This is a genomic window from Bifidobacterium callitrichos DSM 23973 (genome assembly GCF_000741175.1).
Taxonomy (GTDB): Bacteria; Actinomycetota; Actinomycetes; order Actinomycetales; family Bifidobacteriaceae; genus Bifidobacterium; species Bifidobacterium callitrichos.
Genome location: NZ_JGYS01000005.1, coordinates 87,125 through 112,264, shown reverse-complemented (window position 1 = coordinate 112,264; position 25,140 = coordinate 87,125). Strand labels below are relative to the sequence as shown.

At 65.2% G+C, this 25,140-nt stretch carries 15 protein-coding genes; 14 read left to right on the top strand and 1 reads right to left on the bottom strand.

All coding sequences use genetic code 11. The features are described 5' to 3' along the window. Positions 1 to 126 precede the first annotated feature (126 nt). Positions 127 to 978 (bottom strand): Abi family protein, encoded by an 852-nt coding sequence (locus BCAL_RS03675; RefSeq protein ID WP_152600453.1) that lies wholly within the window; start codon positions 976 to 978, stop codon positions 127 to 129. Between the two features lie 305 nt (positions 979 to 1,283). Here BCAL_RS03675 and BCAL_RS13695 point away from each other — a divergent pair, with 305 nt between their 5' ends. The 14 genes from BCAL_RS13695 to BCAL_RS03605 all read left to right on the top strand — a co-directional run bounded on the left by BCAL_RS13695 (position 1,284) and on the right by BCAL_RS03605 (position 25,085). After that, positions 1,284 to 1,709: a transposase family protein gene (locus tag BCAL_RS13695; RefSeq protein WP_420796803.1), complete on the top strand. Its 426-nt coding sequence runs from the start codon at positions 1,284 to 1,286 to the stop codon at positions 1,707 to 1,709. A gap of 110 nt (positions 1,710 to 1,819) precedes the next feature. After that, a complete protein-coding gene (locus BCAL_RS13080; protein ID WP_156101955.1) occupies positions 1,820 to 1,993 on the top strand; it encodes a hypothetical protein in 174 nt (57 codons plus the stop codon). Positions 1,994 to 2,110: 117 nt separating this feature from the next. Further along, a complete protein-coding gene (locus BCAL_RS12145; RefSeq protein ID WP_338010553.1) occupies positions 2,111 to 2,638 on the top strand; it encodes a GNAT family N-acetyltransferase in 528 nt (175 codons plus the stop codon). Between the two features lie 125 nt (positions 2,639 to 2,763). Then, entirely contained in the window at positions 2,764 to 3,372 is a 609-nt protein-coding gene (locus tag BCAL_RS03655) for a GNAT family N-acetyltransferase (RefSeq protein WP_043260003.1), read from the top strand. A 533-nt stretch (positions 3,373 to 3,905) separates the two neighbouring features. Further along, the gene (locus BCAL_RS03650) at positions 3,906 to 7,040 is read left to right on the top strand and encodes an alpha-mannosidase (RefSeq protein ID WP_043167044.1); all 3,135 of its coding nucleotides are present in this window, start codon (positions 3,906 to 3,908) and stop codon (positions 7,038 to 7,040) included. 86 nt (positions 7,041 to 7,126) lie between these two features. After that, the gene (locus BCAL_RS03645) at positions 7,127 to 10,288 is read left to right on the top strand and encodes an alpha-mannosidase (RefSeq protein ID WP_043167043.1); all 3,162 of its coding nucleotides are present in this window, start codon (positions 7,127 to 7,129) and stop codon (positions 10,286 to 10,288) included. Between the two features lie 288 nt (positions 10,289 to 10,576). Continuing rightward, complete coding sequence (locus tag BCAL_RS03640; protein WP_043167042.1) at positions 10,577 to 13,681, top strand: alpha-mannosidase; 3,105 nt, start codon at positions 10,577 to 10,579, stop codon at positions 13,679 to 13,681. Positions 13,682 to 13,847: 166 nt separating this feature from the next. Further along, positions 13,848 to 15,122: an ABC transporter substrate-binding protein gene (locus BCAL_RS03635; RefSeq protein ID WP_043167041.1), complete on the top strand. Its 1,275-nt coding sequence runs from the start codon at positions 13,848 to 13,850 to the stop codon at positions 15,120 to 15,122. 36 nt (positions 15,123 to 15,158) lie between these two features. Continuing rightward, a complete protein-coding gene (locus BCAL_RS03630; RefSeq protein ID WP_043167040.1) occupies positions 15,159 to 16,088 on the top strand; it encodes a carbohydrate ABC transporter permease in 930 nt (309 codons plus the stop codon). A 17-nt stretch (positions 16,089 to 16,105) separates the two neighbouring features. Continuing rightward, complete coding sequence (locus BCAL_RS03625) at positions 16,106 to 16,942, top strand: carbohydrate ABC transporter permease (protein ID WP_043167039.1); 837 nt, start codon at positions 16,106 to 16,108, stop codon at positions 16,940 to 16,942. A 4-nt stretch (positions 16,943 to 16,946) separates the two neighbouring features. After that, positions 16,947 to 18,242, top strand: coding sequence for a glycoside hydrolase 5 family protein (locus BCAL_RS03620; RefSeq protein WP_043167037.1), 1,296 nt, complete (start codon positions 16,947 to 16,949; stop codon positions 18,240 to 18,242). Between the two features lie 100 nt (positions 18,243 to 18,342). Continuing rightward, entirely contained in the window at positions 18,343 to 20,913 is a 2,571-nt protein-coding gene (locus tag BCAL_RS03615; protein ID WP_043167035.1) for a glycoside hydrolase family 31 protein, read from the top strand. Between the two features lie 121 nt (positions 20,914 to 21,034). Beyond that, positions 21,035 to 23,845, top strand: coding sequence for an endo-beta-N-acetylglucosaminidase (locus BCAL_RS03610; protein WP_043167033.1), 2,811 nt, complete (start codon positions 21,035 to 21,037; stop codon positions 23,843 to 23,845). A gap of 124 nt (positions 23,846 to 23,969) precedes the next feature. Further along, positions 23,970 to 25,085 (top strand): LacI family DNA-binding transcriptional regulator, encoded by a 1,116-nt coding sequence (locus BCAL_RS03605; protein ID WP_052119264.1) that lies wholly within the window; start codon positions 23,970 to 23,972, stop codon positions 25,083 to 25,085. Positions 25,086 to 25,140: the final 55 nt, after the last annotated feature.

Sequence of the window (25,140 nt, the reverse complement as noted above, 5' to 3'; positions counted from 1 at the left end):
TTCCCTTCCTAGCAGGAGCTGAATTTGGATTTGACTTCTGGAGTGTCATACGGAGAATACGAAGCAGCTCATCTACAGGTTGTAGAAGGAGTCTCTAAGGTCGTCCTCGCGGGGCGGCCTTAGTTGTCACTCCCAGTGCAAAGGATGTCTCAACCCTGCCGAATAATCCGCATGCCCATTCAGGAAAGAGATCACTCCGGATGAGTATGCGTCGCCGCCGCTGATCTCGTCTACGAGATACATCAACGCGATCAGCGACTGGGCCACCGATTTCCCCTCATACGCGAAGTCCGGGAACCGACGTCGCATATCCTTGGTCACAGGAGACACGATCACCATCTCCCGATGCCAGAGACGACTGTGATGGGAGCAGAGGTTACGCAGGTAAACCATTGCATGGATGATCTCTGACGCGGAACGAAGATTCGTACGCACACCCAACGACCTGTACACCCCCCTGAGCGCCTTCGTGTCCGAATGAAGGCCAAGCATGCGGGACACGGTGTCAAACGGCATGGTCTCCACCGCCGCCCATATCGGCACCGGCTCTCCTGCCGCCCTGTAATGCCTGATGCACACCTCGCTTGACAGATCCAACCATTTGCGGATGTTCGACACCAGCGACGAACGCAACTCCACTCCCTTGCGGTTCGTCGCCGGCTCGTATGATTCGGCATCCATATACGAATAGGCTCCGCCGTCAACCGAGATGAGATAGGCGAAACGGGATCGCACCGTCAGTTCCAACAGTCCCGTGCCCCGCAGGATCAGCGAACGCAATTCGACATCCAACTGATAGGGTTCAAGGAAATCAGCGGCTGTGGTCCCCGACCGGAAATCATTGTCCCCATGAGCCGGATCGTTCTGGAACGCGCGGAAATAACCGGACAGCCGATAATAGTTCGAGTCGAACAGGATCTGACGCATGCGCTCGCGATCGTCTATGACGAGACCACGCGACTCCATGAGTTCGATCATCTCATCCACGGTTTTGGGCGGCTTCACTGTTCGCCTCCGAAATGAAAAGAACCTCCCGGGTTGCGCACTGCTAGTAGGCGTGGGAGGCTTCTGTTGCTCTTCATGCTAACACCTGTAACCTTCCTTGTCATGCCGCGTGTCTTCCGAGTCCTATCGCGACTGTCTTTATGGGGCGCTATTGCTGTTTTCGTGGGTGGTGGTTCGTCGTTGGGCCGTTGAGTGTGTAAGTGTGAGGGGCGTTTCCGGCTATTCTGTTTTCCGACCAAAGAAATGAATACCGAGAAACGCCTACCGAAGAGCTTATTTTGCTGAACGTCAAAGGCATGGTCGTCGAGGACGCGCGGATCATGGATTCGCCCCTGCGTCCCGAGCCCGTGCTCGAGGTGCGCGTGCGCCCGCGCGCGGGCATGCTCAGATGCTCGAGATGCGGGCGGAAGCGCCCGGGCTATGACCGTGGCGGCGGGGTGCGCCGGTGGCGTCATCAGGACTTCGGCTGCTGGCGGGTGGGAGCTGGTCGCCGCCATGCCGCGCGTGGAGTGCCCCCGGGTGCGGGGGTGGTCGTCGCCGCCGTGCCGTGGGCCGAGCCCGGGAGCCGGTTCACGCGTGATTTCGAGGCGGAGTGCGCGTGGCTGATGACGGTCGCCAACCAGAAGACGGTCAGCGGGTTCCTGCACGTCGCGTGGAGGACCGCCGGAGACATCGCCCATAGGTATGAACATACCTCCCGTTGATCATGCGGCGCTCGCCGTCTGATCTGGCAGTGAAAATCAGCTTTTTGACCTGCTATGTATTTCGTATAAACTATCCAGTTTACGCTGAAAACGACTGAGAGGAGGCGGCCATGACCATGACCGATACCGGCGTGAAGCCCATCCTGGTGTACACGCCGCCCGAGGACGGCAAGCCGCGCAACGCTGTGGACGCGAAATGGATGCGTCTGCACCGCGCAATGCTGAACCGTCGTACGCGACTTGCGAAGAAGGCCGGTGAGATTGAGGATAGAGATCGTCACTAGTCGCCCCTGCACTCCGGACGACCAGTTGTCGCTTCGTCTGCTGTCCGCCTGACGGGCCGGAGCGATGGACGTGCAGCGGTATATTCGTGACCTTCGCATCAAGGACGAGCCGGGTCTGTGCCGTCTCGTCCTCCAGTACGGGGACAGGGCCTCCGGAGACGTCGTCGGCTTCTGCGAGTTCGGATACGATCCCGCGTCCCCCGAATCCAACGCTACGCCATATCGTTCATCGCCACGGCATTGTCCGAACGGGGCCGGCATCTGGGCCGGTACCTGCTGGACGGCGCGCTGCGCTGGATGGCCAACGATGCCGCCCGACACAATCGGGAACCGTACGTGCTGACGCAGATCGATCCCGCCAATCACGCCAGTATGCATCTGTTCTCCGATCTCGGATTCATCGATGAGGGCGTGGATGAGGACGATCTGCACGGTGACGTTGAGCTCGTCGGCCATGAGCCACGGATCCCCCTCGTACATGGTCTCGGCGCTCGCGTACACCTGCTCGTCGATGAGGAGGCGGACGGTGACGATGGCGCTGAAGACGGAGAGCACCCCGGACACGCAGGTGACCCGCGCGGCCGAAGTGAACCGAATGGCCGTCCGGAAATCTCGCACCTCAGTCACGCGTCCTGCAGAGCGTGACAACGGCTTTCCGGACCTTCGCGCAACACCTGCGAGTAGTTGGTTGAAAGAGGGAACCTGTCATATCCGGGTGCTGCGTGTTAGCATGCCGAAAGTCATTGATTCCGCCAGCTCGGGAGGTCCATATGAGCGAGATGATTGAAACCGCGCGTTTGCTGCTGCGTCCTTGGAAGACCGACGACAGGGCCGAGGCTGCGTCTCTGTTCAGATACGCCTCCGATCCGGATATCGGCCTGCTGTGTGGATGGCCTCCGCATACCAGTGTCGAGGGCAGTCTGAACGACATCAGGAACATTCTCGCCGTGGAAAACAACTGGGCCATCACCGTCAAGGAGCATGGCGGCGAGCCGGTCGGCAGCATCGCACTCAAGTCGGTCGGCCACCGCACCATCGATCCGGTCAAGGCTGATGGCGCCCTCATGGAACGCTACGGCAAGTATCTCGGCGACGATACGCTGGAATTGGGGTATTGGATCGGGCGCCATTCTGGGGGGAACGGCTACATGCCCGAGGCGTTGAACGCCGTGCTCGCTTATGCGTTCGATACGTTGCATAAAGCCGCCGTGTGGGGCGGGCACTACACGGAAAACGCCCAGTCCGGCCGCGTGATGGCCAAGTGCGGCATGAAACCGGTCTTTGAATCGACACACGATTACTTCAGCCTCATCGATGAATACCATGACACCGTCTTCCACATCGTCACCGCCGGGGAAAATACGCGAGATAGCCTCTAAGGAATACCTGAGATCAGTGGCGATATACCATCCGGCCTGAACGACCGCAATACTAAGCGAATGGCTCCGCGAGAACTACCGGTACCAGATCAACCGCAAGGTGGTCTCGGATTGACTGCGCCGGGGCAGGTCGGCATCAACGAAAGAAGGATCAAATGAAGCTCGTCTACCCGATCATCCTCTACCCGTCCGGAGTGCCCGGCGGATACACCGTGCTCTGCCCGGACATGCCCGGACTCGTCATCGAATATATGGGATGACGCGCGTGTATGCGTCGGATTTCGGCGGCGAGCAACGCCGTCGGACTTGACAGGGTGGTCGTTGTTGACGAGAATACATACTAAAGCGCTTTAGTTCCCGTGTTCGTCGGGATCGACGGGATAGTCGGGATCGAACGGCGCGAACAGACAGGGCATGGTCCGTGAGCGCGGGCGTCAAGGACACACGATGACGTGACCGCGATGCCGACGGCGACATCGACGGACGACGGCCGACAACACGACAAGACACGACAAGGAAGTGGCAGAGCACCGATGTTCCTCAAACCCGAAGCGCAGCTGGAACGCTGCAAACGCATCCTCCGACAGCGCGTCGACCCGCACGTCCACCCGGTCGTGGCGCATCTGGACGTCGAATCCTTCGACATCCCCGGCGAGCCGATGCCTTCGGCCGAGTTCTTCGCCAGAGTCGCCGCGGGGGACATCGAGTTCACGCCGTTCACGCTCGGACGCGAATGGGGCACCACATGGGGCACGGTCTGGTTCCGCCTGACCGGTCAGGTTCCCGCGGGATATCCGAAGGACGGACGTGCGCTGGAGGTCGTCATCGATCTGGGTTGGTATCCCCACTCCTGCGGCGGCCACATCGAAGGACTGGTCTACCGTCCTGACGGCACCGCCATCAAGGCCGTGCACCCGCTCAACCACTGGGTGCCGTTCATGTCCGCCGACGGCGAGACGCAGGTGCCGATCGACGCCGACGGGCGATTCACGCTTTATCTCGAGGCCGCCAGCAACCCGCTGCTGCTCGGCGTGCCGCCGTTCATCGAAACCGAACTGGGGGAGCGCGCCACCGGCAGGCCGGACGAACCGTACGTCTTCAAATCCGCCGACCTGACCGAATTCGACCGTGACTGTGACGCCTACCGTGTCGACCTCGACGTCGTCAGCTCCCTGATGGAGCTTGCGGACAAGCGCTCGCCCCGCTACTGGCAGCTCGCCAAGGCCCTGCAGCGCTCCCTCAACCTCTTCGACGAGCGCGACCATGACTCCGTATCCGCCGCACGCGAAGCCCTTGCCGACGTTCTCGCCAGACCCGCGAACGCCTCGGCGATGAACGTCAGCGCCGTCGGCCACGCGCACATCGACTCCGCGTGGCTGTGGCCGGTGCGTGAGACCCGCCGCAAGGTGGCCCGCACCGTCTCCAACGCCCTGGCGCTGATGGACGCCGACCCCGACTTCAGATACGCGATGAGCTCCGCCCAGCAGTATGCATGGCTCGAGGAGGACCATCCCGATCTGTTCGCGCGCATGAAGCGGCGCATCGAGGAGGGGCGGTTCATCCCCGTGGGCGGCATGTGGGTCGAGGCGGACGGCATGCTGCCCGCCGGCGAGTCCCTGATCCGCCAGATCACGTTCGGTCGCCGCTACTTCAGGGAGCATCTCGGCGTCGAACCGAAGGGCATCTGGCTGCCTGACAGCTTCGGCTACACCGGCGCATGGCCGCAGATCGCCCGCAGGGCCGGCTACGAGTGGTTCCTCACGCAGAAGATCTCGTGGAACGACACCACGAAGTTCCCACACCACTCGTTCCTGTGGGAGGGCATCGACGGCTCGCGCATCTTCACCCACTTCCCGCCGTCGGACACGTACGCCGCATGGTGCAAGGCACAGGAGCTCGACTACGCCGAGAAGAACTTCCAGGACAAGGACCTCGCCGACCGCTCCCTGCTGCTCTTCGGCTTCGGCGATGGCGGCGGCGGTCCCACGCGCGACATGATGGACCACCTGCACCGCTTCGAGAACCTCGAAGGCGTCTCCCGCGTCACGATCGAGGGGCCGGACGACTTCTTCGACAAGGCGCGCACGCAGATCGAGGAGAACGCCGGCGACGAGATGCCGACGTACAAGGGCGAGCTGTACCTGGAGCTGCACCGCGGCACCCTCACCTCCCAGCAGGACATGAAGCGAGGATGCCGCAGGGAGGAATCGCTTCTGCGCACGGTCGAATACCTCGGTGCCGCAGCGGCACTCGCCGACCCGGACTACGTCTACCCGAGCGAGGAGATGGACCGCATCTGGAAGACGCTGCTGCTCAACCAGTTCCACGACATCCTGCCCGGCTCGTCGATCTCCTGGGTGCACCGCGAGGCACGCGAGGACTATGCGCGCGACCTCGCGCGCCTTGGAAAGATCGCCGCGGACATGTGCGCGGTATTGCGCCGGGCGAACCCGGACGCCGACCTGCTGCCCGAGGCTCGCATCGCCCAGTACCGTGCCGACGGCGCGTCATGGCGCGCCCGTCCGACCGTCGCCACGTACGACGGGACGACGACGCCGGTCACGATCGAACGGACCGACGACGGCGCCGTGCGCATCGGCAACGGACTCATCGACGCGACCATCGACCACGATGGCGCCGTCTCATCGCTCATCGACGTCGCCGCCGGACGCGAACTCGTCCCCGAAGGCTCCCGCCTCGGCCGCTACGAGCTGATGAAGGACGAGCCGGCCGTATGGGATGCGTGGGAGATCGAACGCGAATCCCTGCTCATGGGCCGCGGCCTTGTCGGCCGGATCGTCGCCGCCGGCGTCGAGAACGGCAGAGCCGTCGTCCGCACGCGCATCGAACACGGCGACACGACGATCGACACGACGATCACGCTCGCGCCCGAGTCCACCACGCTCGACTTCCACGCCGACGTCGACTGGCATGAGCATGAACGCTTCCTCAAGGTCGATCTGCCGCTCGGCATCATCGCCGACCGCGCCACCTACGACTGCCAGTACGGTCTGGTCGAACGCCCGATCGTCAAGAACAGCGCATCCGACGAGGCGAAGTTCGAAAGCTCCACCGGCAGATTCGCGATCCTCGCCGAACCCGGATACGCGGCCGCCGTCATCAACGGCTCCCTCTACGGGTCGGACGCCGCGCCGATCGCCGGCGACGCCGTCCGCGGGCATGGCGCGGGCACGATGTTCCGCCTGTCACTGCTCTCCGCGCCGACGTTCCCCGACCCGCGCACCGACATCGGACGCCACTCGTTCGACTGGTCCGTGCTCGCCGACGCGACCGTCGAACGCGTCAACGAGGCAGCCTGCGCGCTCAACGCGCCCATACTCGCCGACGTGCCCGACATCGACCCCTGCATCACCTTGGAATCCGAATCCGGTACCGTGGTGATGGACTGGATCAAACCCGCCGACGACGGTTCCGGCGACATCATCGCACGCGTCTACGAGGCGACCGGCGGCCGCGCATCCGTGCGACTGCACGTCGCCGAGGCGCTCGCGGGCGCCACGGTGCGCGAGACGGACGTGCTGGAGGGCGACGCGCTCGCCGACGACCTGCCGCGAGCGCTGCAAGGCGAGGGTCGTCAGGCGGCCGAGGGGGCGCGGCTCGCTTTCGATCCGTTCCAGCTGGCCACCCTGCGTCTGAGCCGCGTCTGAGTCGCGACCGACATCCGACATCATCAACACCCCCCATCAACATCACCAACCACACCAACCACACCACAAAGGAGTCGAAACACATCATGTTCCTCTTGCCCAAGCAGCAGCTGGACCGCTGCGACCGCGTGCTATGGCAGCGCGTCGAGCCGCATATTCACACGACGCTGTCGTCATGCGCCATCCGCTCGTTCGACAACCCCGGTGAGCCCGTGCCCTCCGACGAGTTCCTCGCCAAGGTGCGCGCCGGCGAGATCGGGTTCACGCCGTTCGCCGTACCCGGTCAGTGGGGCGAGACCTGGGGTACCACCTGGTTCGAGGTGACGGGGCGCATCGACCGCGATGCGACGCGGGGGCGCAAGGTCGAACTCGAGGTGGATCTGGGCTGGCTCGGCCACCGCGGCCCCGGATTCCAGTCCGAGGGCCTCGTCTACCGCGCCGACGGCACCGCCGTCAAGTCGGCGAACCCGCGCAACCACTGGATCCCGCTCGTCGCCGCCGACGGCACCCCCAACGTCGACCTCGACGATGAGGGGAACTTCACCGTGTACATCGAAGCCGCCGCCAACCCGTTCGTCGAGGGCCCGACGCCGTTCTCGCCCACCGAGCTGGGGGAGGGGACGACCGGCAGGCGCGACTTCCCCTACACCCTTACGCGCATGGACGTCACCGTGTTCAACGAGGACGTGTTCGCCTATTCGATGGATCTGGAGACCGTCTCGTCGCTGATGCGCGAACTCAATGAGGACGATCCGCGCTACTGGCAGCTCGCCAAGGCGCTGCAGCGCTCCCTCAACGCCTACGATGAGCGTGACATCGACGCGACGCTCGCCACGGCGCGCGGCGAACTGGCCGGCGTGCTCGCCGAACCCGCGGCCTCCAGCGCCATCAATCACATCGCCATCGGCCACGCGCACATCGACTCCGCATGGCTGTGGCCCGTGCGTGAGACCCGCCGCAAGGTGGCGCGCACCGTCTCCAACGTGCTCGCGCTGATGGACGAGGATCCGGACTTCACGTACGCGATGAGCTCCGCCCAGCAGTACGAGTGGCTCGAGGCCGAGCACCCCGATCTGTTCGCGCGCATGAAGCGGCGCATCGAGGAAGGGCGGTTCATCCCCGTGGGCGGCATGTGGGTCGAATCCGACAACATGATCCCCGCCGGCGAATCCCTGATCCGCCAGATCACGTTCGGCCGCCGCTACTTCAAGGAGCATCTCGGCGTCGAACCCCGCGGCGTATGGCTGCCGGACAGCTTCGGCTACACCGGTTCATGGCCGCAGATCGCCCGCCGCGCCGGATTCGACTGGTTCCTCACACAGAAGATCTCGTGGAACGACACCACGAAGTTCCCGCACCACTCGTTCATGTGGGAGGGCGTCGACGGCACGCGCATCCTCACGCACTTCCCGCCGTCCGACACGTACTGCTCGTCCATGAGCATGCACGAGCTCGCATACTCGCAGCGGAACTTCCTCGACAAGGACCTGTCGCGCAACGCGATCCTGCTGTACGGCTTCGGCGATGGCGGCGGCGGCCCCACCCGCGAGATGACCGCGCGCATCCGCCGCGATCGTGACCTCGCCGGCGCCCCGAAGATCGACTTCGGCACGCCCGACGAGCTGTTCGACCGCGTGCGTCGGGACATCGTCGACAATGCGCGCGGCGAGACCCCGGTCTTCAGGGGCGAGCTGTATCTGGAGCTGCACCGCGGCACGCTGACCGCCCAGCAGGACATGAAGCGAGGCTGCCGCAAGGAGGAGGCCATGCTGCGCGTGGCCGAATACCTGTGCGCCGCGGCACGGGTCAAGAACCCCGACTACGTCTACCCGCGCGAGCAAATGGACCGCATCTGGAAGACGCTGCTGCTCAACCAGTTCCACGACATCCTGCCCGGCTCGGCGATCGCGTGGGTGCATCGTCAGGCCCGCGAGGAGTACGCGCGCGACATCGCGCTGCTGCGCGACATCGTCGCCGAAGCCGCCGCCGCCATCAGGGCCGTCGAGCCGGATGACGCCACCGTGTCCGACGCGGTCATCACCCCGTACTCCCGCAAGGCCTGCGAGGCGTGGACGGTCCGCTGTGCGCGCGATGTCGCCGCCGTCAGCCCCGAGAACCGCGACGGCGCCGTACGCGTCGCACGCGACGAAAACGGAGAGACGATCACGCTCGACAACGGCAGACTCGTCGTGACCGTTCAGGCCGACGGCACCGTCTCCTCGATGCTCGACAGGGCGGCCGGCCGCGAACTCGTGCCCGCCGGCACCAGACTCGGCCGCTACGAGCTGCTCAAGGACGAACCGTTCCACTGGGACGCCTGGGACATCCAGCGCGACGCCTTCCTCGCCGCCACCTCGCTGGATGATTCCGCCGTCCGCGACGTGCACGTCGAGGCTGACGGCAGCGCGATCGTCGAGGTCGTCACCACGGCCGAAGGCGTCGACATCGTCACGCGGATCGTCCTGCGCCCGGGCGCCGGAACCCTCGACTTCGAGGCCGATGTGGACTGGCGTGCGGCCGAGAAGTTCCTCAAGGTCGACGTCCCGGTCGCCGTGCAGGCCGTCAACGCCCAGTACGAATGCCAGTACGGCATCGTCGAGCGTCCGATCAACAAGAACACCCGCTCGGACGACGCCAAGTTCGAAAGCTGCACGCACCGCTTCGTGCGCATCGCCGACAGCGGCTATGCTGCGGCGGTCGTGAACGCCTCCACCTACGGCTCCGACGTGAGCCCCATCCACGGATCCGAGGCCGGCGGTCTCGGCCGCGGCACGATGGTGCGCCTGTCGCTGCTCTCCGCGCCGCTCTACCCGGATCCGCGCACCGATCAGGGGCGGCACACCTTCTCTTGGTCCATCGTGGCCGATGCGGACATGACCACAGTGCTCGCCGAGGCATCCAGACTCAACAGCCCGACGGTGGGGGAGCTGCCCGCCGTCAGGCCGCTCGCCGCGCTCGCAAACGTCGAGGGTACGCCAGTGCTTGACTGGGTCAAGCTGGCCGACGACGGTTCGGACGATCTCATCGTGCGCCTCTATGAGGCCGCGGGCGGCAGGGCGCGGGCCACGCTGCATCTCGATGACGCGTTCGCCGGTGCCACCGTGCGTGAGGTGAACCTCATGGAGGAGAGCGGCCTGCCCGCCGAACTGCCGTGCGCACTGGCCTCGGGCGACGAGTCGGCCGCGGCGGAGGGCGCGGCCATCACGCTCGCGCCGTTCCAGCTTGCCACGCTGCGCATCCACAGGTGATGGACGCGTCTGTGAGCTAGCCTCCCAAAGGATATGAGGGCTCCTTCTCCCTGATTGTTCGGGCAGGAGGAGCCCCTTTGTTTTCTCGTGGGTTTTCTTGAGCCCCAGTGCCCCGGCCATGGTCGTGCGACACGCCGAGGAAAGAATGTGTGCCGCGCCGTGTTGCGTTTCGCTGAGGGAGATGCTATCCTCTAACTAAATCGCTTTAGTAACCGGCGACTGACCATGACGGTCAACTAAATCGCTTTAGTCTCAGCGAAGAGCACTACAAACATCAAGAGGAGAATCATGCTGCTGAAAGTCAATCGCGAGATCGACCGCTGCAAGCGTGTGATGCGCGAGCGTGTCTGGCCGCACATCCACCAGACGCTCGGCACCTGCGCCGTAGGTGCGGTGAAGAACCCGGGCGAGCCGGAGGCCTCGGCCTCGTTCATCGCCCGCGCCGTGTCCGGACAGGTCGAGTTCCAGCCGCTCGCCTCCGGCGAGCCGTGGGGCACCTCCTGGGGCACGACCTGGATGCGCGTCGAGGGCCAGCTGCCCGCCGATCTGCCCGAAGGCCGCGCCATCGAACTGGTCTTCAACCTGGGCTGGCTGGAGTGGCCGGTCGGCGGCCACATCGAGGCGCTGGCCTACCGCGCCGACGGCACCGTCATCAAGGCCCTGCACCCGCGCAACCACTGGATGCCGCTGATCAAGGCCGACGGCACGCGCGACCGTGTCGTCAACCCCGACGGCTCCTTCGTCATCTACGTCGAAGGCGCCTACAATCCGAACGTCCCGTCGTTCACCGTCACCGAACTCGGCACCAGGCCCACCGGCAAGGCCGACGAGCGCTACGAGTTCGGCTCCATCGACATCGCCGCCCTTGATCAGGACATGTTCGACTACTGGGCCGATCTCGACGTGATCACCGGATCGCTCGAGAACATGAACGACGCCGATCCTCGCTACTGGAAGCTCGCCAAGGCCATGCAGCGCTCCATCAACCTGTGGGACGAGAGGGACTACGCCACGCTCGCCCCGGCCCGCAAGGCCCTTGACAAGGTCATGGCCAGCCCGGCCAACGCCTCCGCGATGACCCTGACCGCGATGGGCCACTCGCACATCGACTCCGCATGGCTGTGGCCGGTCAGGGAGACCCAGCGCAAGGTCGGCCGCACCGTCTCCAACGTGCTCGCCCTCATGGATCTGGACCCGAACTTCACGTACGTGATGAGCGCCGCCCAGCACTTCGCGTGGCTCGAGGAGCGTCACCCCGATCTGTTCGAGCGCGTCAAGGAGCGCATCGCCGAAGGCCGCTTCATCCCGGTCGGCGGCATGTGGGTCGAATCCGACGGCACCATGCCGTGCGGCGAGTCCCTCATCCGCCAGATCAGCTACGGCAAGCGCTACTTCAAGGAGAAGCTCGGCGTCGTTCCGAACGGCATCTGGCTGCCCGACAGCTTCGGCTACACCGGCGCATGGCCGCAGATCGCCAAACGCTCCGGCTACTCGTGGTTCCTCACCCAGAAGCTGTGCTGGAACGACACCACCCGTCTGCCGCACCACTCCTTCATGTGGGAGGGCGTCGACGGCTCGCAGATCTTCACCCACTTCCCGCCCGCAGACAAGTACGACTCCGACATGTCCGCGCACGACATGGCGTACGTGCAGCGCAACTACAAGGACAAGGACCTCTCCGACCGCGGCATCCTGCTGTTCGGCTTCGGCGATGGCGGCGGCGGCCCGATCCGCGAGATGACGATGCGCGAGCATCGCTTCGAAAGCTTCGAGGGCATGCCGAAGGTCGAATACGGCACTCCGGACGACTTCTTCGCCAAGGCCGAATCCGAGATGAGGGCCGAGGCCGGCGCCGAGATGCCACGTTGGAAGGGCGAGTTCTACTTCGAGCTGCACCGCAAGACCCTCACCTCCCAGCAGGAGATGAAGCGCGGTTGCCGCAAGACCGAATCCGCGCTGCGCGCCGTCGAGTACCTGGGCGCGCTCGCCTCGCTCGAATCGGCGGACTACGTCTTCCCGCAGGCCGAGATCGACCGCATCTGGAAGACGCTGCTGCTCAACCAGTTCCACGACATCCTGCCCGGATCCGCCATCGAATGGGCGCATCGCGTGGCCCGCGAGGACTACGAACGCGACCTGAAGCGTCTGCACGAGATCGCGCAGGAGGCAGTCGCCGCCCTGCGCGAGGCCAACCCGGACGCCGAGCGCATCGCCAGGGCCCGCATCAGCCAGCTTTCCGACGTCGCCTCGTGGACGCCCGTCTCCCTTGAGTCCACGGGCGAGCCCGTTTCGATCGAACGGGGCGACGACGGCTCGGTCACCGTCTCCAACGGTCTGATCCGCGCCCACATCGCGGCCAACGGCACCATCGACTCGATGACCGACCTCGTCGCCGGCCGCGAGATGGTCGCCAAGGACGCGGCGCTCGGCCGCTACGAGATCCTCAAGGACGAGCCCGGCGTCTTCGACGCGTGGGATGTCGAGCGCGACGCCTTCCTGTGCGCCACGCCTCTGGAGGACGGCGTGATCGCCTCGGTCGAGACCGCCGCCGACGGATCGGCGCTCATCCGCACGACCAACCGCTACCGTGACGACGTGATCGACACCGTCATCACGCTGCGTCCCGGCAGGCGCCAGATCGACTTCCACGCGGACGTCGACTGGAAGGTCCCCGAGAAGCTGCTCAAGGTCGACGTGCCGATGGCCCTGAGCGCTACCCGCGCCCAGTACGAATGCCAGTACGGTCTCATCGAGCGTCCGGTGGTCAAGAACACCGAGGGCGAGGAGGCGATGTTCGAAAGCTGCTCGCACCGCTTCGTGCGCATCCACGACTCCTCCTACGGCATCGGCGTGGCCAACGGCTCGACCTACGGCTCCGACGTGAGCTCGCTGCGTGACGACGACGGCGCCATCGCCGGCACCATGGTCCGCCTGTCCCTCGTGGCCGCGCCGACCGCGCCCGATCCGCGCACCGACATCGGCCGCCACGAGTTCGACTGGACCGTGCTGCCGTGCGCCGAGGTCGCGCCGCTGGTCGCCGCCGCGGGCGAGATCAACGCGATGACGCTCGAGGACATGCCCGCCCTTGAGCCTCCGGTCTCGCTCGAGGCCGGAGAGGGCACCCCGGTCATCGACTGGATCAAGCTCGCCGACGACGGTTCGGGAGACGTGATCGTCCGCCTCTACGAGGCCGCCGGCGCCAGAGCCCACGCCACGCTGCACGTGCACGGCCCGCTCGACGGATGGCAGGTGCGCGAGACCAACACGCTCGAACAGGACGAATCCTACGCGGACGAACCCGCCGGACTCGTCGGCGGCAGGCAGGCGGCCGAAGGCGCCGTACTCGCCTTGAAGCCGTTCCAGCTGACCACGCTGCGCCTGTCGCGCGTCTGACATCCCCCGATTTCCATTCTCCCCGTCCCACGTCCATCCCGGCCCCGCATACGGGGCCCGTGCGGCGGGAACTCCACAACAGCGGGCGCGGCCGTCTGCGGTAGGCCGCGCCCCATCACCACACGTTTCGACGAAGAAACATCACAAAAAACAAAGGAGAAAAACCATGAAGGGCACCTTCACCAAGAAGGCCGTGGCACTCGTCGCGTCCGTCGCCATGCTCGCCGGACTCGGCGCCTGCGGGTCGAGCACCTCCAGCGGCTCGACCGAACTGAAGTTCCAGACCTGGAACCTGAAGAACGACAAGTTCACCTCCTACTTCGAGGATCTCATCGCCCAGTTCGAGAAGGAGAACCCGGGCGTTACCATCAAGTGGGTCGACCAGCCCGCCGACAACTACGAGGACAAGCTGTCCACCGACGCGGCGGCCGGCGAGCTGCCCGACGTCGTGGACATGGGCCCCGAGCCGGCGTACACGCTGGCCAAGGCGGGCATCCTGCTCGACGTCTCCCAGGCCGCCCCGGACGCCGAAAAGGACTATCTTCCGGCCGCATGGGACGCCGCCACGTTCAAGGGCAACGACCTGCCCGAGGGCACCTACGGCTTCCCGTGGTACCTGAACTCCGGCCCGACCTTCTACAACAAGGCGGTGCTCTCCGAATGCGGCGTCGAGGTCGACCCGGCCGACCCGCCCACCAAGCAGGACGACATCTTCGACATGGCCGACACCTTCGGCAAGAACTGCGGCGGCAAGTACGCGCTGACCTCGGGCATCCCGTCCATCCAGGACTTCGGCATGTACGGCGTCCAGCTGATGAACGAGGACCGCACCGAGTTCACGTTCAACAACGAGAAGGGCGTCGAGTTCGTCCAGCACTACATCGACATGTACAACGCGGGCGCCTTCACCGACGACATGCTCAACAGCTCCACCTCCGGCGAGTCCAAGAGCTTCAACGGCGGCTCCCAGGCCTTCATGAACGGCAACGCCTACAGTGTCGACGACATCCGCAAGAACGCTCCGAAGGTGTTCGAGAACCTCGCCATCACGAACTTCATCGCCAACACCAAGCCGAACATGTTCATGGAGATGCTCACCGTGAACGCCACCAGCAAGAACCAGGAGCTCGCGATCAAGTTCGCCCGCTTCGTGACCAACTCGAAGAACCAGCTGGCCTTCGACAAGAAGGCGAACGTGTTCCCGTCCTCCGTGGGCACCATCGACGACGACTTCTTCAACCCGTCCGAGGACACGATGGACGCCGAGGCCATGCGCATGTCCGCCGACCAGATCCGCAAGGGCGAGATCTGGGGCCCGCCGCAGTTCACCTCCGCCTGCACCACGATGCTGCGCGAGGAGATCGCCCAGGCGCTGCAGGGCAAGATCACGGCCAAGGAGGCGCTCGACGCCACCGTCAAGTACTGCAACGAGCGTCTCTAATCGGACGATCCACAACAGATAGGCGGTTCAACCATCATGGCCACATCAACCAAACGCAGGAAGGGCGCGACGGCCGCCCGGGGGCGTGACCCCCGCTCCAGCGGCCGCATCGTCCCCTGGCTGTTCGTCCTTCCCCCGATCCTGTGGATCTGCACCTTCTCCCTGGTGCCGTTCTTCAACACGATCCGACTGTCCTTCACCGACTCCACGCTCCTGAGGCCCGGCAAGTTCATCGGCATCGAGAACTACATCGACATGTTCTCGGACCGCCGCTTCCAGACGGCGTTCTTCAACTCGTCCCTGTACGTGGTGTGCATCGTCCCGTTCATGGTGATCCTGCCGCTCATGCTCGCAGCCCTCGTGGCCGAGAAGACGCGCATCATGAACTTCTTCCGCACCGCCTTCTACACCCCGGTCATCATGTCCAGCGTCGTCGTCGGCCTGCTGTGGACCAACATCCTCGACAAGGACGGCCTGCTCAACGGCACGTTCAAGGCGCTCAAGTGGATCAGCACACCGATCCCGTTCCTCACCGACCGCTGGCTGCTGCTCTTCAGCGCCATGGCCGTGACCATCTGGAGCGGCCTCGGCTACTACATGCTCATCTACTTGGCCAACATCGCCAACATCGACGGCACGCTGTACGAGGCGGCCTCGATCGACGGCTGCGGCGGCATCCGCCAGTTCTTCCACGTGACGCTGCCCGGCTGCCGCGTGACGATGATCCTCGTCATGCTCCTGAGCTCCATGTCCGCCTTCCGAGTCTTCGGCGAGATCTACATGCTCTCCGGCGGCTCCGGCGGCGTGGGCGGCGCCGACCTGACGATGACCATGCTCATCAAGCAGGAAGGCACCGGCATCAACGCCCGCACCGGCTACTCCGGCGCCCTCGGCATGGTCATGTTCGTGGTGCTCGGCTGCATCATCGGCATCGAATGGTTCATCCAGCGCAGGAGTGAGGACTGATGGCACGCGCAACGGTAATGGAGAACAAGTACAACCACCTGACCCCGGGCAAGATCATCCGCGTGGTCGTGCTCATCGCCCTTCTGCTCTTCCTGGCGGCCCCGCTGCTGTGGCAGATCTCGCTGGCCTTCAAGGGCCCGAAGGACGACATGTACGCGGCACCGTACCTGATCCCCGTCGACCCGACGATGGACAACTTCGTGCAGGTCTTCAAGCGACTGCCGATCCTGTTCTACGTGGGCAACACGCTGATCGTGGCGGCGCTCAACATCGGCGGCAACATCATCTCCGGCTGCTTCGCCGGCTACTCGCTCGCCCTGCTGCGATTCAAGGGCAAGGGACTGGTCGTCGGCCTGCTGTTCCTGTCGATGCTGGTGCCCGGTGAGACGATCCTCATCTCGCAGTTCCTCATCATCCGCGGGCTCGACCTGCAGAACAACCTGATCGGCGTCGCCCTGCCGGGCCTCGTGAGCTCGATGAACATCCTGCTGTTCATGAACGCGTTCAACGCCATCCCCAAGGAGATGATCGAGGCGGCCGAGGTGGACGGCGCCAACATCTGGCAGCGGTTCTGGCGCATCTGCGTGCCGCAGGTCAAGGGCACCATGGCCCTGGTCGGCATCTTCTCCTTCATGGGATCGTGGAACGACTTCCTGTGGCCGCTGATCGTGCTCACCGACGACTCGCACTACACGCTCACGCTCGGCATGAGCCGTCTGCAGGGCACCTTCGTGTCCGACCCGCGCATCGTCGCCGCAGGCACCATCGTCGCCCTCATCCCGATCATGATCTTCTTCCTGGTCTTCCAGCGCTACATCTTCAACGGCCTGGAGTCCGGATCGGTCAAGGAGTAGTCATATGAGATTCGGAGTCAACTACACCCCCTCGGGCGAATGGTTCTACGCCTGGCTCGACCCCAAGTGGGACGCCGTCGAACGCGACATGCGGCAGATCGCCGGCATCGGCGCCGACCACGTGCGCATCTTCCCGCTGTGGACCCTGCTGCAGCCGAACCGCACATGGATCAACCCCAAGGCGCTCGACGACCTGCATCGCATGGTCGAGATCGGCGGCGACGCCGGACTGGACGTCTACGTGGACGTGGTGCAGGGGCACCTGTCGAGCTTCGACTTCGTGCCCTCCTGGCTGGTCTCCTGGCACGAGACCAGCATGTTCGCCGACGACAAGGCGATCGAGGCGCAGTGCCGACTGGTCGAGGCCATCTACGAGAGGCTGTCCGACGTCAAGGCGTTCGCCGGACTGACCCTCGGCAACGAGTGCAACCAGTTCACCGACGCGACGCACCCGCGCCGCATGCACGCCACCGCCGACGAGACCGGAGCCTGGCTCGACCGTCTCATCGGCTCGGTGGGGGAGCGCGCCCACCGCGACGGACGCGTGATCCTGCACAGCGAGAACGACGCCGTCTGGTACGCCGACGGCCACGCCTTCCGCCCCGCCTACGCCTCGTGCAAGGGCGACATGACCACCGTGCACTCGTGGGTGTTCAACGGCACCGCACAGCACTACGGCCCGATGTCGTTCGCCAGCACCCACCACGCCGCCTACCTGACCGAGCTGTCGAAGGCGTTCGCGACGGATGCGCACAGGCCCGTATGGGTGCAGGAGATCGGCGCCCCCGGCAACGTGGTGGCACCCGAGGACGCACCCGCGTTCGCACGCGAGTCGATCACGGCCATCGAGGAATGCCCCGACGTGTTCGGCATCACCTGGTGGTGCTCGCACCGCATCCCGAAGACCTTCCAGGACTTCCCGTTCTTCGAGCACGAGCTCGGCCTGTTCGACGTGGACGGGTCCCTGACCGACGTCGGCGTCGCATTCCGCGATGCGATCGCCGACAGCCGTGGCAGGATGGCGGCCTCGCCGCGCACGAACGCCATCGCCGTGCCCGTGGACGCCGTCGGCGATCCGCTGGTGCGTGCTGCGTTCGCGCCGGGCGGCTCCGTGTTCGACGCGTGGATGTCCATGGAGGAACAGGGCGAACGCCCCTGCATCATCACCTCCGCGACGGCCGATGACGCCCAAGCGCTCGCGGCGCGCGGCATCACGCACGTCACGCGCGTCGAAGCCGTGGCGGGCGACGCCTACAGCGCCGTCTCCGACCCGGCGTTCGCCGGCAAGGGCGGCGACTGATCCGATCGGATCCGACGCCCGGCTCGCATCCGGTGGTCCGTCCCCTTCTCCTTGATCTCAGGAGACGGGCCACCGGTTTATCCGTGAAAAGGAGCAGCGCATGATCGACACGACGCGATTCACCGCCGAATCGGCCCACGGCAACCCCCTGATGAACCCCAAGGCCGTCGTCCGGGGCGACCATTGGCGCATCGGCATCCTTACCGACTCCCTGATCCGCCTCGAATGGTCGGACGACGGCGACTTCGTCGACGACCGCACGCAGATCGTCGTCAACCGCGACTTCGGCGGCATCCCGGACTTCACCGTCCGCCGCGACGCCGACGGATGGCTCGACATCGAAACCACGCATCTTCGCATCCGCTACGACGGCGGCCCCTTCAGCGCCGAAGGGCTGAACGTCACCGTCAAGGACTGCCCCTCACAGCACAACACCTGGCACTACGGCGCCGCGCAATCGGCGAACCGCGGTGGTACCACGCGCACGCTCGACCAGATCGACGGCGCCGCACCGCTCGACCCCGGACTGATCTCCGGCGACGGGTGGATGATCCTCGACGACTCGCACGACAACGTCATCCGCCCCGCATCCACGGTGCGCGGACGCATCAACCCGTTCGGCGAATGGGTGTTCCCCAAACCCCACGCCTCCACGGACCTGTACCTGTTCGGCCACTCGGGGCGCATCCACGACGCGCTGCGCGACTACCACCGGCTCACCGGGCCGGTGCCGCTGCTGCCGCGTTGGGCGTTCGGCAACTGGTGGAGCCGCTATCACCGTTACACGGCCGACGAATACCGCACGCTCGTCGAACGCTTCGAACGCGAGGGGCTGCCGTTCACCGTGGCCGTCATCGACATGGACTGGCACACGACCGACGTCGACCCGGCATACGGGTCCGGCTGGACCGGATTCACCTGGAACCGCGAGCTGTTCCCCGATCCTGACGCATTCCTCGAATGGCTGCACGCCAAGGGCATGCGGACCACGCTCAACCTGCATCCGCGCGATGGCGTACGCGCCTTCGAGGACTGCTACGAGCGCGTCGCCACGGCGGTCGGCGTCGACCCGGCGACGGGCAGCGCCATCGAGTTCGACGCCGCCGACCCCACGTTCATGGCCGCCTATTTCGACGAGATCCTGCATCCGATGGAGCGTCAGGGCGTCGACTTCTGGTGGATCGACTGGCAGCAGGGCGGCATCACCCGCCAGAAGGGCCTCGACCCGCTGTGGATGCTCAACCATCTGCACTACCTCGACTCGGCGCGCGAGGGCCGACGCCCGATCACGTTCTCCCGCTACTCGGGATACGGTTCGCACCGGTACCCGATCGGCTTCTCCGGAGACACGGTCGTCAGCTGGGAGTCATTGAAGTTCCAGCCGTACTTCACCGCCATGGCCTCGAACATCGGCTACGGATGGTGGAGTCATGACATCGGCGGACACATGTTCGGCTACCGCGACGAGGAACTCGAGGCCCGCTGGTACCAGCTCGGCACATTCAGCCCGATCAACCGCCTGCACTCCACCGACTCGCCGTTCAACGGCAAGGAGCCATGGAACTTCCACGAGCCGGTCCGCACGGCCATGGTCGACGCGCTGCGGCTGCGTCACCGGCTCATTCCGTACCTGTACACGATGAACCGGCGAGCCGCATTCGACGGACTGCCGCTGGTCGAACCCATGTACTGGAACCATTCGGGCGGCAACGTGCCCACCGAATTCCAGTTCGGCACCGAACTCATCGTCTCGCCGATCCTCGAACCCGCCGATCCGGCCGTTCGACGCGCCAAGGCGAACGTATGGTTCCCGCACGGCGAGTGGTACGACCTCTTCGACGGCCGCCGCTACACGGCCGAACCCGATCAGGGCCGCACGATGGAGGTCTGGCGCGGCATCGAGCGCATGCCGGCGTTCGCCAAGGCCGGAGGCATCATCCCGATGCAGCGGCTCGACGAGTGCGCTTCCATAGGTGCGGACGTCGGAACGGCGACGGCGACCGTGCCGGTCAACGACGTCTCCAACCCGAGCGCACTCGACGTCCTCGTGTTCCCGGGGCAGGACGGCTCGTTCACCCTCTGGGAGGACGACGGTGCGGTCGGCGAGGCCGACCGGTGGACCCGCACCGATCTCGCGCTCGACTGGACGCACGGCGCGTTCACCGTCGACGCGGCCGCGGGAGAGTGCACAGCCGTCCCCGCACGGCGCGCATGGCGGATCATCCTGCGCGGTGTCGCCGATCCTGCGACAGGTCTGAACGACGGTCCGTCGACGGCCGCGACGCCGGCCGACGCCGTCACCGTGCTCCGGAGCGGCGACCCGTTGAGTGATACCGACTACACGGTGAGCTACGAGGAACCCACGCTCAGTCTCGTCATCGACCTGCCGCCGACCTCGATCCACGAGCGGCTGCGCATCGAGATCGACGGCCTCGCCATCGCCCCGCAGCCGATCGAACGGGACGCGTTCGCCGTGCTTGACGACGCACAAATGCTCTACTTCACCAAGGAACGGGCGTGGGAACTCGTCAGATGCGAGGGCGTGAAGGCGCTCGCATCCCTCCACACGCTCGAAATGCCCCCGGGCGATTACGGGGAGCCCCAATGGTTTTCCTCGCACATGCCGCAAGGCGTGATCGAGGCGCTGTCCGAGGTGCTGCTGCGCGGATGAACGCAGGAACGGCACCGCGTCGCCCATCACCCACCAAAAACGGGCGACCGGACGGCAAGGGGCGCGACGACTCGAAGCGGAGTCGACGCGCCACCACCTCAAAGGTTAAGGAAAGGAAACAATGAACAGGAAGACAACCATGCCGCGACGCATTGTGGCGACGACATTGGCTGCCGCGATGATGATGACGATGGCGGCATGCTCCGCCGGAGGCGCCAGCGCAACCGCATACACCGTGACGCCGGAGAATGAGAACGAGGAGCTGATCCTCAAGAACCAGCCGGAATCCTCCTACTGGTTCCCCGAGGATCTGCTTTCGTGGAGCGCCGACAAGGACCCGGACCTCGCCTACAACGTGAGCACCGTGCCGCTCGCCAAGCGCGTCGACCAGAAGGACCTCAAAACCGTCAACGACACGCAGAACGCCGACACCAAGGTGATGGCCATCTCCATCATGAACTCCTCGACCAGCGGCAACGCGCCCCGAGGACTCAACAACGCCAACGCGAACACCTTCTCCTACTGGCAGTACGTCGACCAGCTCGTCTACTGGGGAGGCTCGTCCGGCGAGGGCATCATCGTGCCGCCGAGCCCCGACGTGACCGACATGGCGCACACCAACGGCGTGCCCGTGCTCGGCACCGTGTTCTTCCCGCAGAACGTGTCCGGCGGCAAGGTCGAATGGCTCGACCAGACGCTCCAGCAGAACGCCGACGGCTCGTTCCCCGTGGCCGACAAGCTCATCGAGGTCGCCAAGGCCTACGGCTTCGACGGCTGGTTCATCAACCAGGAGACCGAAGGCGACAACGAGACCGCGCTCGGCCCCGAATACGCCGAGAAGATGCAGGCGTTCATCGCGTACATGAAGCAGCAGGCGTCCGACCTGCGCGTCGTCTACTACGATTCGATGACCAAGGACGGCGCGATCGACTGGCAGAACGCGCTGACCGACGAGAACAGCATGTTCATGAGCAAGGACGGCAAGTCCGTCGCCGACGACATGTTCCTCAACTTCTGGTGGACCGAGGACGAACTGGCCGGCGACGACCTGCTCGCAGCCTCCGCGAAGAAGGCCGAATCCCTCGGCATCGACCCGTACTCGCTGTACGCCGGCGTCGACGTGCAGGCCGACGGCACCGACACCCCGATCAAATGGGATCTCTTCGCCGACAAGGACGGCACGACCCACACCTCCCTCGGCATCTACTGCCCGAGCTGGACCTACTGGTCCGCCGGCAACCCGACCACCTTCCGCGCCAACGAGAACCGGCTGTGGGTCAACGCCGAAGGCGATCCGAGCGTCTCCGAGACCTACGAGGGCGACGAATCCTGGCAGGGAGTCTCCAACTACGTGGTCGAACGCTCCGCCATCACCTCCCTGCCGTTCGTCACCAACTTCAACAACGGATCCGGATACAGCTTCTCGCGCGAAGGCAGGCAGATCTCCAAGATGGACTGGAACAACCGCTCCATCTCCGACATCCAGCCCACCTACCGCTGGATCGTCGCCGACAAGGGCGGCAACGCCACCAAGGCCGACTACAGCGACGCCGAAGCCTGGTACGGCGGCTCCTCGCTGAAGTTCTCCGGCACCGTCAAGCAGGGCGGCTCCACCTCGGTCAAGCTGTACTCCGCCGACGTGAAGCTCACCGACGGGGTCGACTTCTCCGTGAAGGCCAAGGCGAACGCGTCCACCAAGCTCGACGCCGTCCTGACCTTCGCCGACGGCAGCAGCCAGACCATCTCGGCCAAGTCGAAGACCAAGGTCGGCGAGGACTGGACCACGCTCGACTACGACCTCTCCAAGCTCGCCGGCAAGACCCTCACCGGCATCGGCTTCACCTACTCCGCCGGCGAGGACAAGACCGGATACCAGTTGCTGCTCGGCAACATCACCATCAAGGACGACTCCGACGCCTCCAAGGCGTCCGCCGGCAAGGTGACACAGGTCAAGGTCGACGACAAGCAGTTCGACGACGACGCCCTCTACGCCGGCGTGCGCCTGTCCTGGAAGGCCGACGGCGACGCCGCCGGCTACGAGGTGTACCGCATCAACGAGGACGGCTCCCGCTCCCTGCTGGGCGCGACCAACGTCGAGAACTTCTATGCGGCCTCGCTCACCCGAACCGGCCAGACGAACAACACCACGTTCGAGGTCGTGCCGGTCGACCGCTACGGCACCCAGGGCGAGTCGGCCAAGACCGACATGGAGTGGCCCGACAACAGCAAGCCCAAGGCCGCGGCCACCGCATCCCGCACGCTCATCGGCGTCGGTGACGAGGTGACGTTCACCTCAGCCAGTTCCAAGAACACCAAGAGCGTGTCCTGGTCGCTGCCCGGTGCCAGCAAGGAGAAGGCCGAGGGCAACAAGGTCACGGTCACCTACGACAAGGAGGGCGTCTACGACGTCACCGTCACCGCGAAGAACGACAAGGGCGAGGCCACGCAGAAGCTGGCCGGTCAGATCGTCGTCTCCTCGAAGATCGCCTCCGGCGGCAAGCTGACGCTGCTGTCGCAGGGCAAGGCGGTCACGGCCGACGGCTTCACCAACGGCAACGAGAAGCCCGAGTTCGCCGTCGACGGCGAGACGAACACCAAGTGGTGCGTCACCGGTCCCGCCCCGCACGAGATCACGGTGGATCTGGGCGACGTGAAGACCGTCAGCCAGGTCGACATCGCCCACGCGCAGGCCGGCGGCGAGGACGCGAGCATGAACACGCAGTCCTACTCGATCGCGGTCAGCAAGGACGGCAAGGAGTTCACGACCGTGGCGACGGTGAAGAAGAACACCGCCAGCACCACGTCCGACGCCTTCGCCCCGGTCGACGCCCGCTACGTCAAGCTCGTCGTCGACAAGCCGACGCAGGGCAGCGACACCGCGGCCCGTATCTACGAGATGCAGGTGCTTGGAGCCGACGGCTCGATCCTATGATCGGATGATCGACCGATGATCGTCCGATGACCGACCGATGCCCGATGAGAGAAGCATGTGAGCGCTCTCATCGGGCTTTCGGCCGTATAATTCACACTACGAGACAACGAATGGAAGTGAAGCAATGGTGACTCGATCCGACGGTCCCCGGGACAATGCCCGAGATGGTGCGGTCCAAGACGGCGCGGTCCGCGCATCCGCGCGAGGCAGGCGCGTCGGGCTCAAGGACATCGCCGACGAACTGGGCATCTCGCAGACGGCGGTGTCCTTCGCCATCAACGACAGGCCCGGAGTCTCCGAGGAGACCAAGCGCAAGGTCAAGATGGCCGCGGCGAAACTCGGCTGGACTCCCGTCTACGCCGCACAGGCGCTGGGATCGTCGAAGACCATGACCGTCGGGTTCGCCCCCTCACGCTCCGCCGACGAACTGCAGGACGAAAGCTTCATGCTGCACTTCATGACCGGCCTGCACGCCTCGTTCAGCCGCAAGGGCTACGGTCTGCTCTACCGTCCCTGCGCGTCGCTGCGCGAGGAGCTCGCGGTCTACAGGGACTGGTCGGCGCGCAAACGGGTCGACGGCGTCGTACTCGTCGATCTGCGTGCGGACGACCCGCGACCCGCACTGCTCAACAGTCTCGGCGTTCCGGCCGTGCTTGCCGGCGGACCGGATCCATCCTCGCTGATGCCGTCCCTGTCGATCGATGATGGCGGCACGATGGAGACGGTACTCAGACACCTGCTGGAGCGGGGGCATCGTCGCATCGCCTATATCTCGGGAGACCCGACCCTCGACTACAGCAAGGACCGCGAGGCCGCGTTCCGCGCGTTCGCCAAGCGCAGGCGACTCGAATCCATCCACGTGGAGTTCACCGATTTCAAGACGGAACGGGCGTCCGAGCTGACGCTCAGGCTCATGGCCCTGCCGGTGCCTCCCACCGCCTTCATCTACGAGAGCGAGACGCTGGCGGCGGCGAGCCTGCGATCCATCGCCGCCCATCTGATCGCGCAGGGGAGAGGTCTTGAAGGGGTCCCCGCGATCGTGAGCTTCGAGGACAGCTTCATCTGCGAGGCGGCGTATCCGTCGATCACCTCGGTGCATCGCGACGCCAGCGAATACGGCGCGAAGGTGGCCAAGCTGCTGCTCAAGGTGCTTGCCGGCGATCCGGTCAGCGGCAACCGCCGGATCCTCAAGCCCGAGCTGGTCATCCGCGAAAGCACCTCGCGCTCCATCGACGTGTGAGGTGCGACGTGTGAGCATCAACGCGGGCATAGGTGAGGCCCCGCAATCCCAAACG

Coding starts and splice junctions, on each gene's coding strand:
- BCAL_RS03620 (WP_043167037.1), top strand. CDS start 16,947: ATGAGATTCGGAGTCAACTACACCCCCTCGGGCGAATGGTTCTACGCC.
- BCAL_RS03650 (WP_043167044.1), top strand. CDS start 3,906: ATGTTCCTCAAACCCGAAGCGCAGCTGGAACGCTGCAAACGCATCCTC.
- BCAL_RS03605 (WP_052119264.1), top strand. CDS start 23,970: ATGGTGACTCGATCCGACGGTCCCCGGGACAATGCCCGAGATGGTGCG.
- BCAL_RS03610 (WP_043167033.1), top strand. CDS start 21,035: ATGAACAGGAAGACAACCATGCCGCGACGCATTGTGGCGACGACATTG.
- BCAL_RS03630 (WP_043167040.1), top strand. CDS start 15,159: ATGGCCACATCAACCAAACGCAGGAAGGGCGCGACGGCCGCCCGGGGG.
- BCAL_RS03645 (WP_043167043.1), top strand. CDS start 7,127: ATGTTCCTCTTGCCCAAGCAGCAGCTGGACCGCTGCGACCGCGTGCTA.
- BCAL_RS03635 (WP_043167041.1), top strand. CDS start 13,848: ATGAAGGGCACCTTCACCAAGAAGGCCGTGGCACTCGTCGCGTCCGTC.
- BCAL_RS03625 (WP_043167039.1), top strand. CDS start 16,106: ATGGAGAACAAGTACAACCACCTGACCCCGGGCAAGATCATCCGCGTG.
- BCAL_RS03655 (WP_043260003.1), top strand. CDS start 2,764: ATGAGCGAGATGATTGAAACCGCGCGTTTGCTGCTGCGTCCTTGGAAG.
- BCAL_RS03675 (WP_152600453.1), bottom strand. CDS start 978: ATGATCGAACTCATGGAGTCGCGTGGTCTCGTCATAGACGATCGCGAG.
- BCAL_RS03640 (WP_043167042.1), top strand. CDS start 10,577: ATGCTGCTGAAAGTCAATCGCGAGATCGACCGCTGCAAGCGTGTGATG.
- BCAL_RS13080 (WP_156101955.1), top strand. CDS start 1,820: ATGACCATGACCGATACCGGCGTGAAGCCCATCCTGGTGTACACGCCG.
- BCAL_RS03615 (WP_043167035.1), top strand. CDS start 18,343: ATGATCGACACGACGCGATTCACCGCCGAATCGGCCCACGGCAACCCC.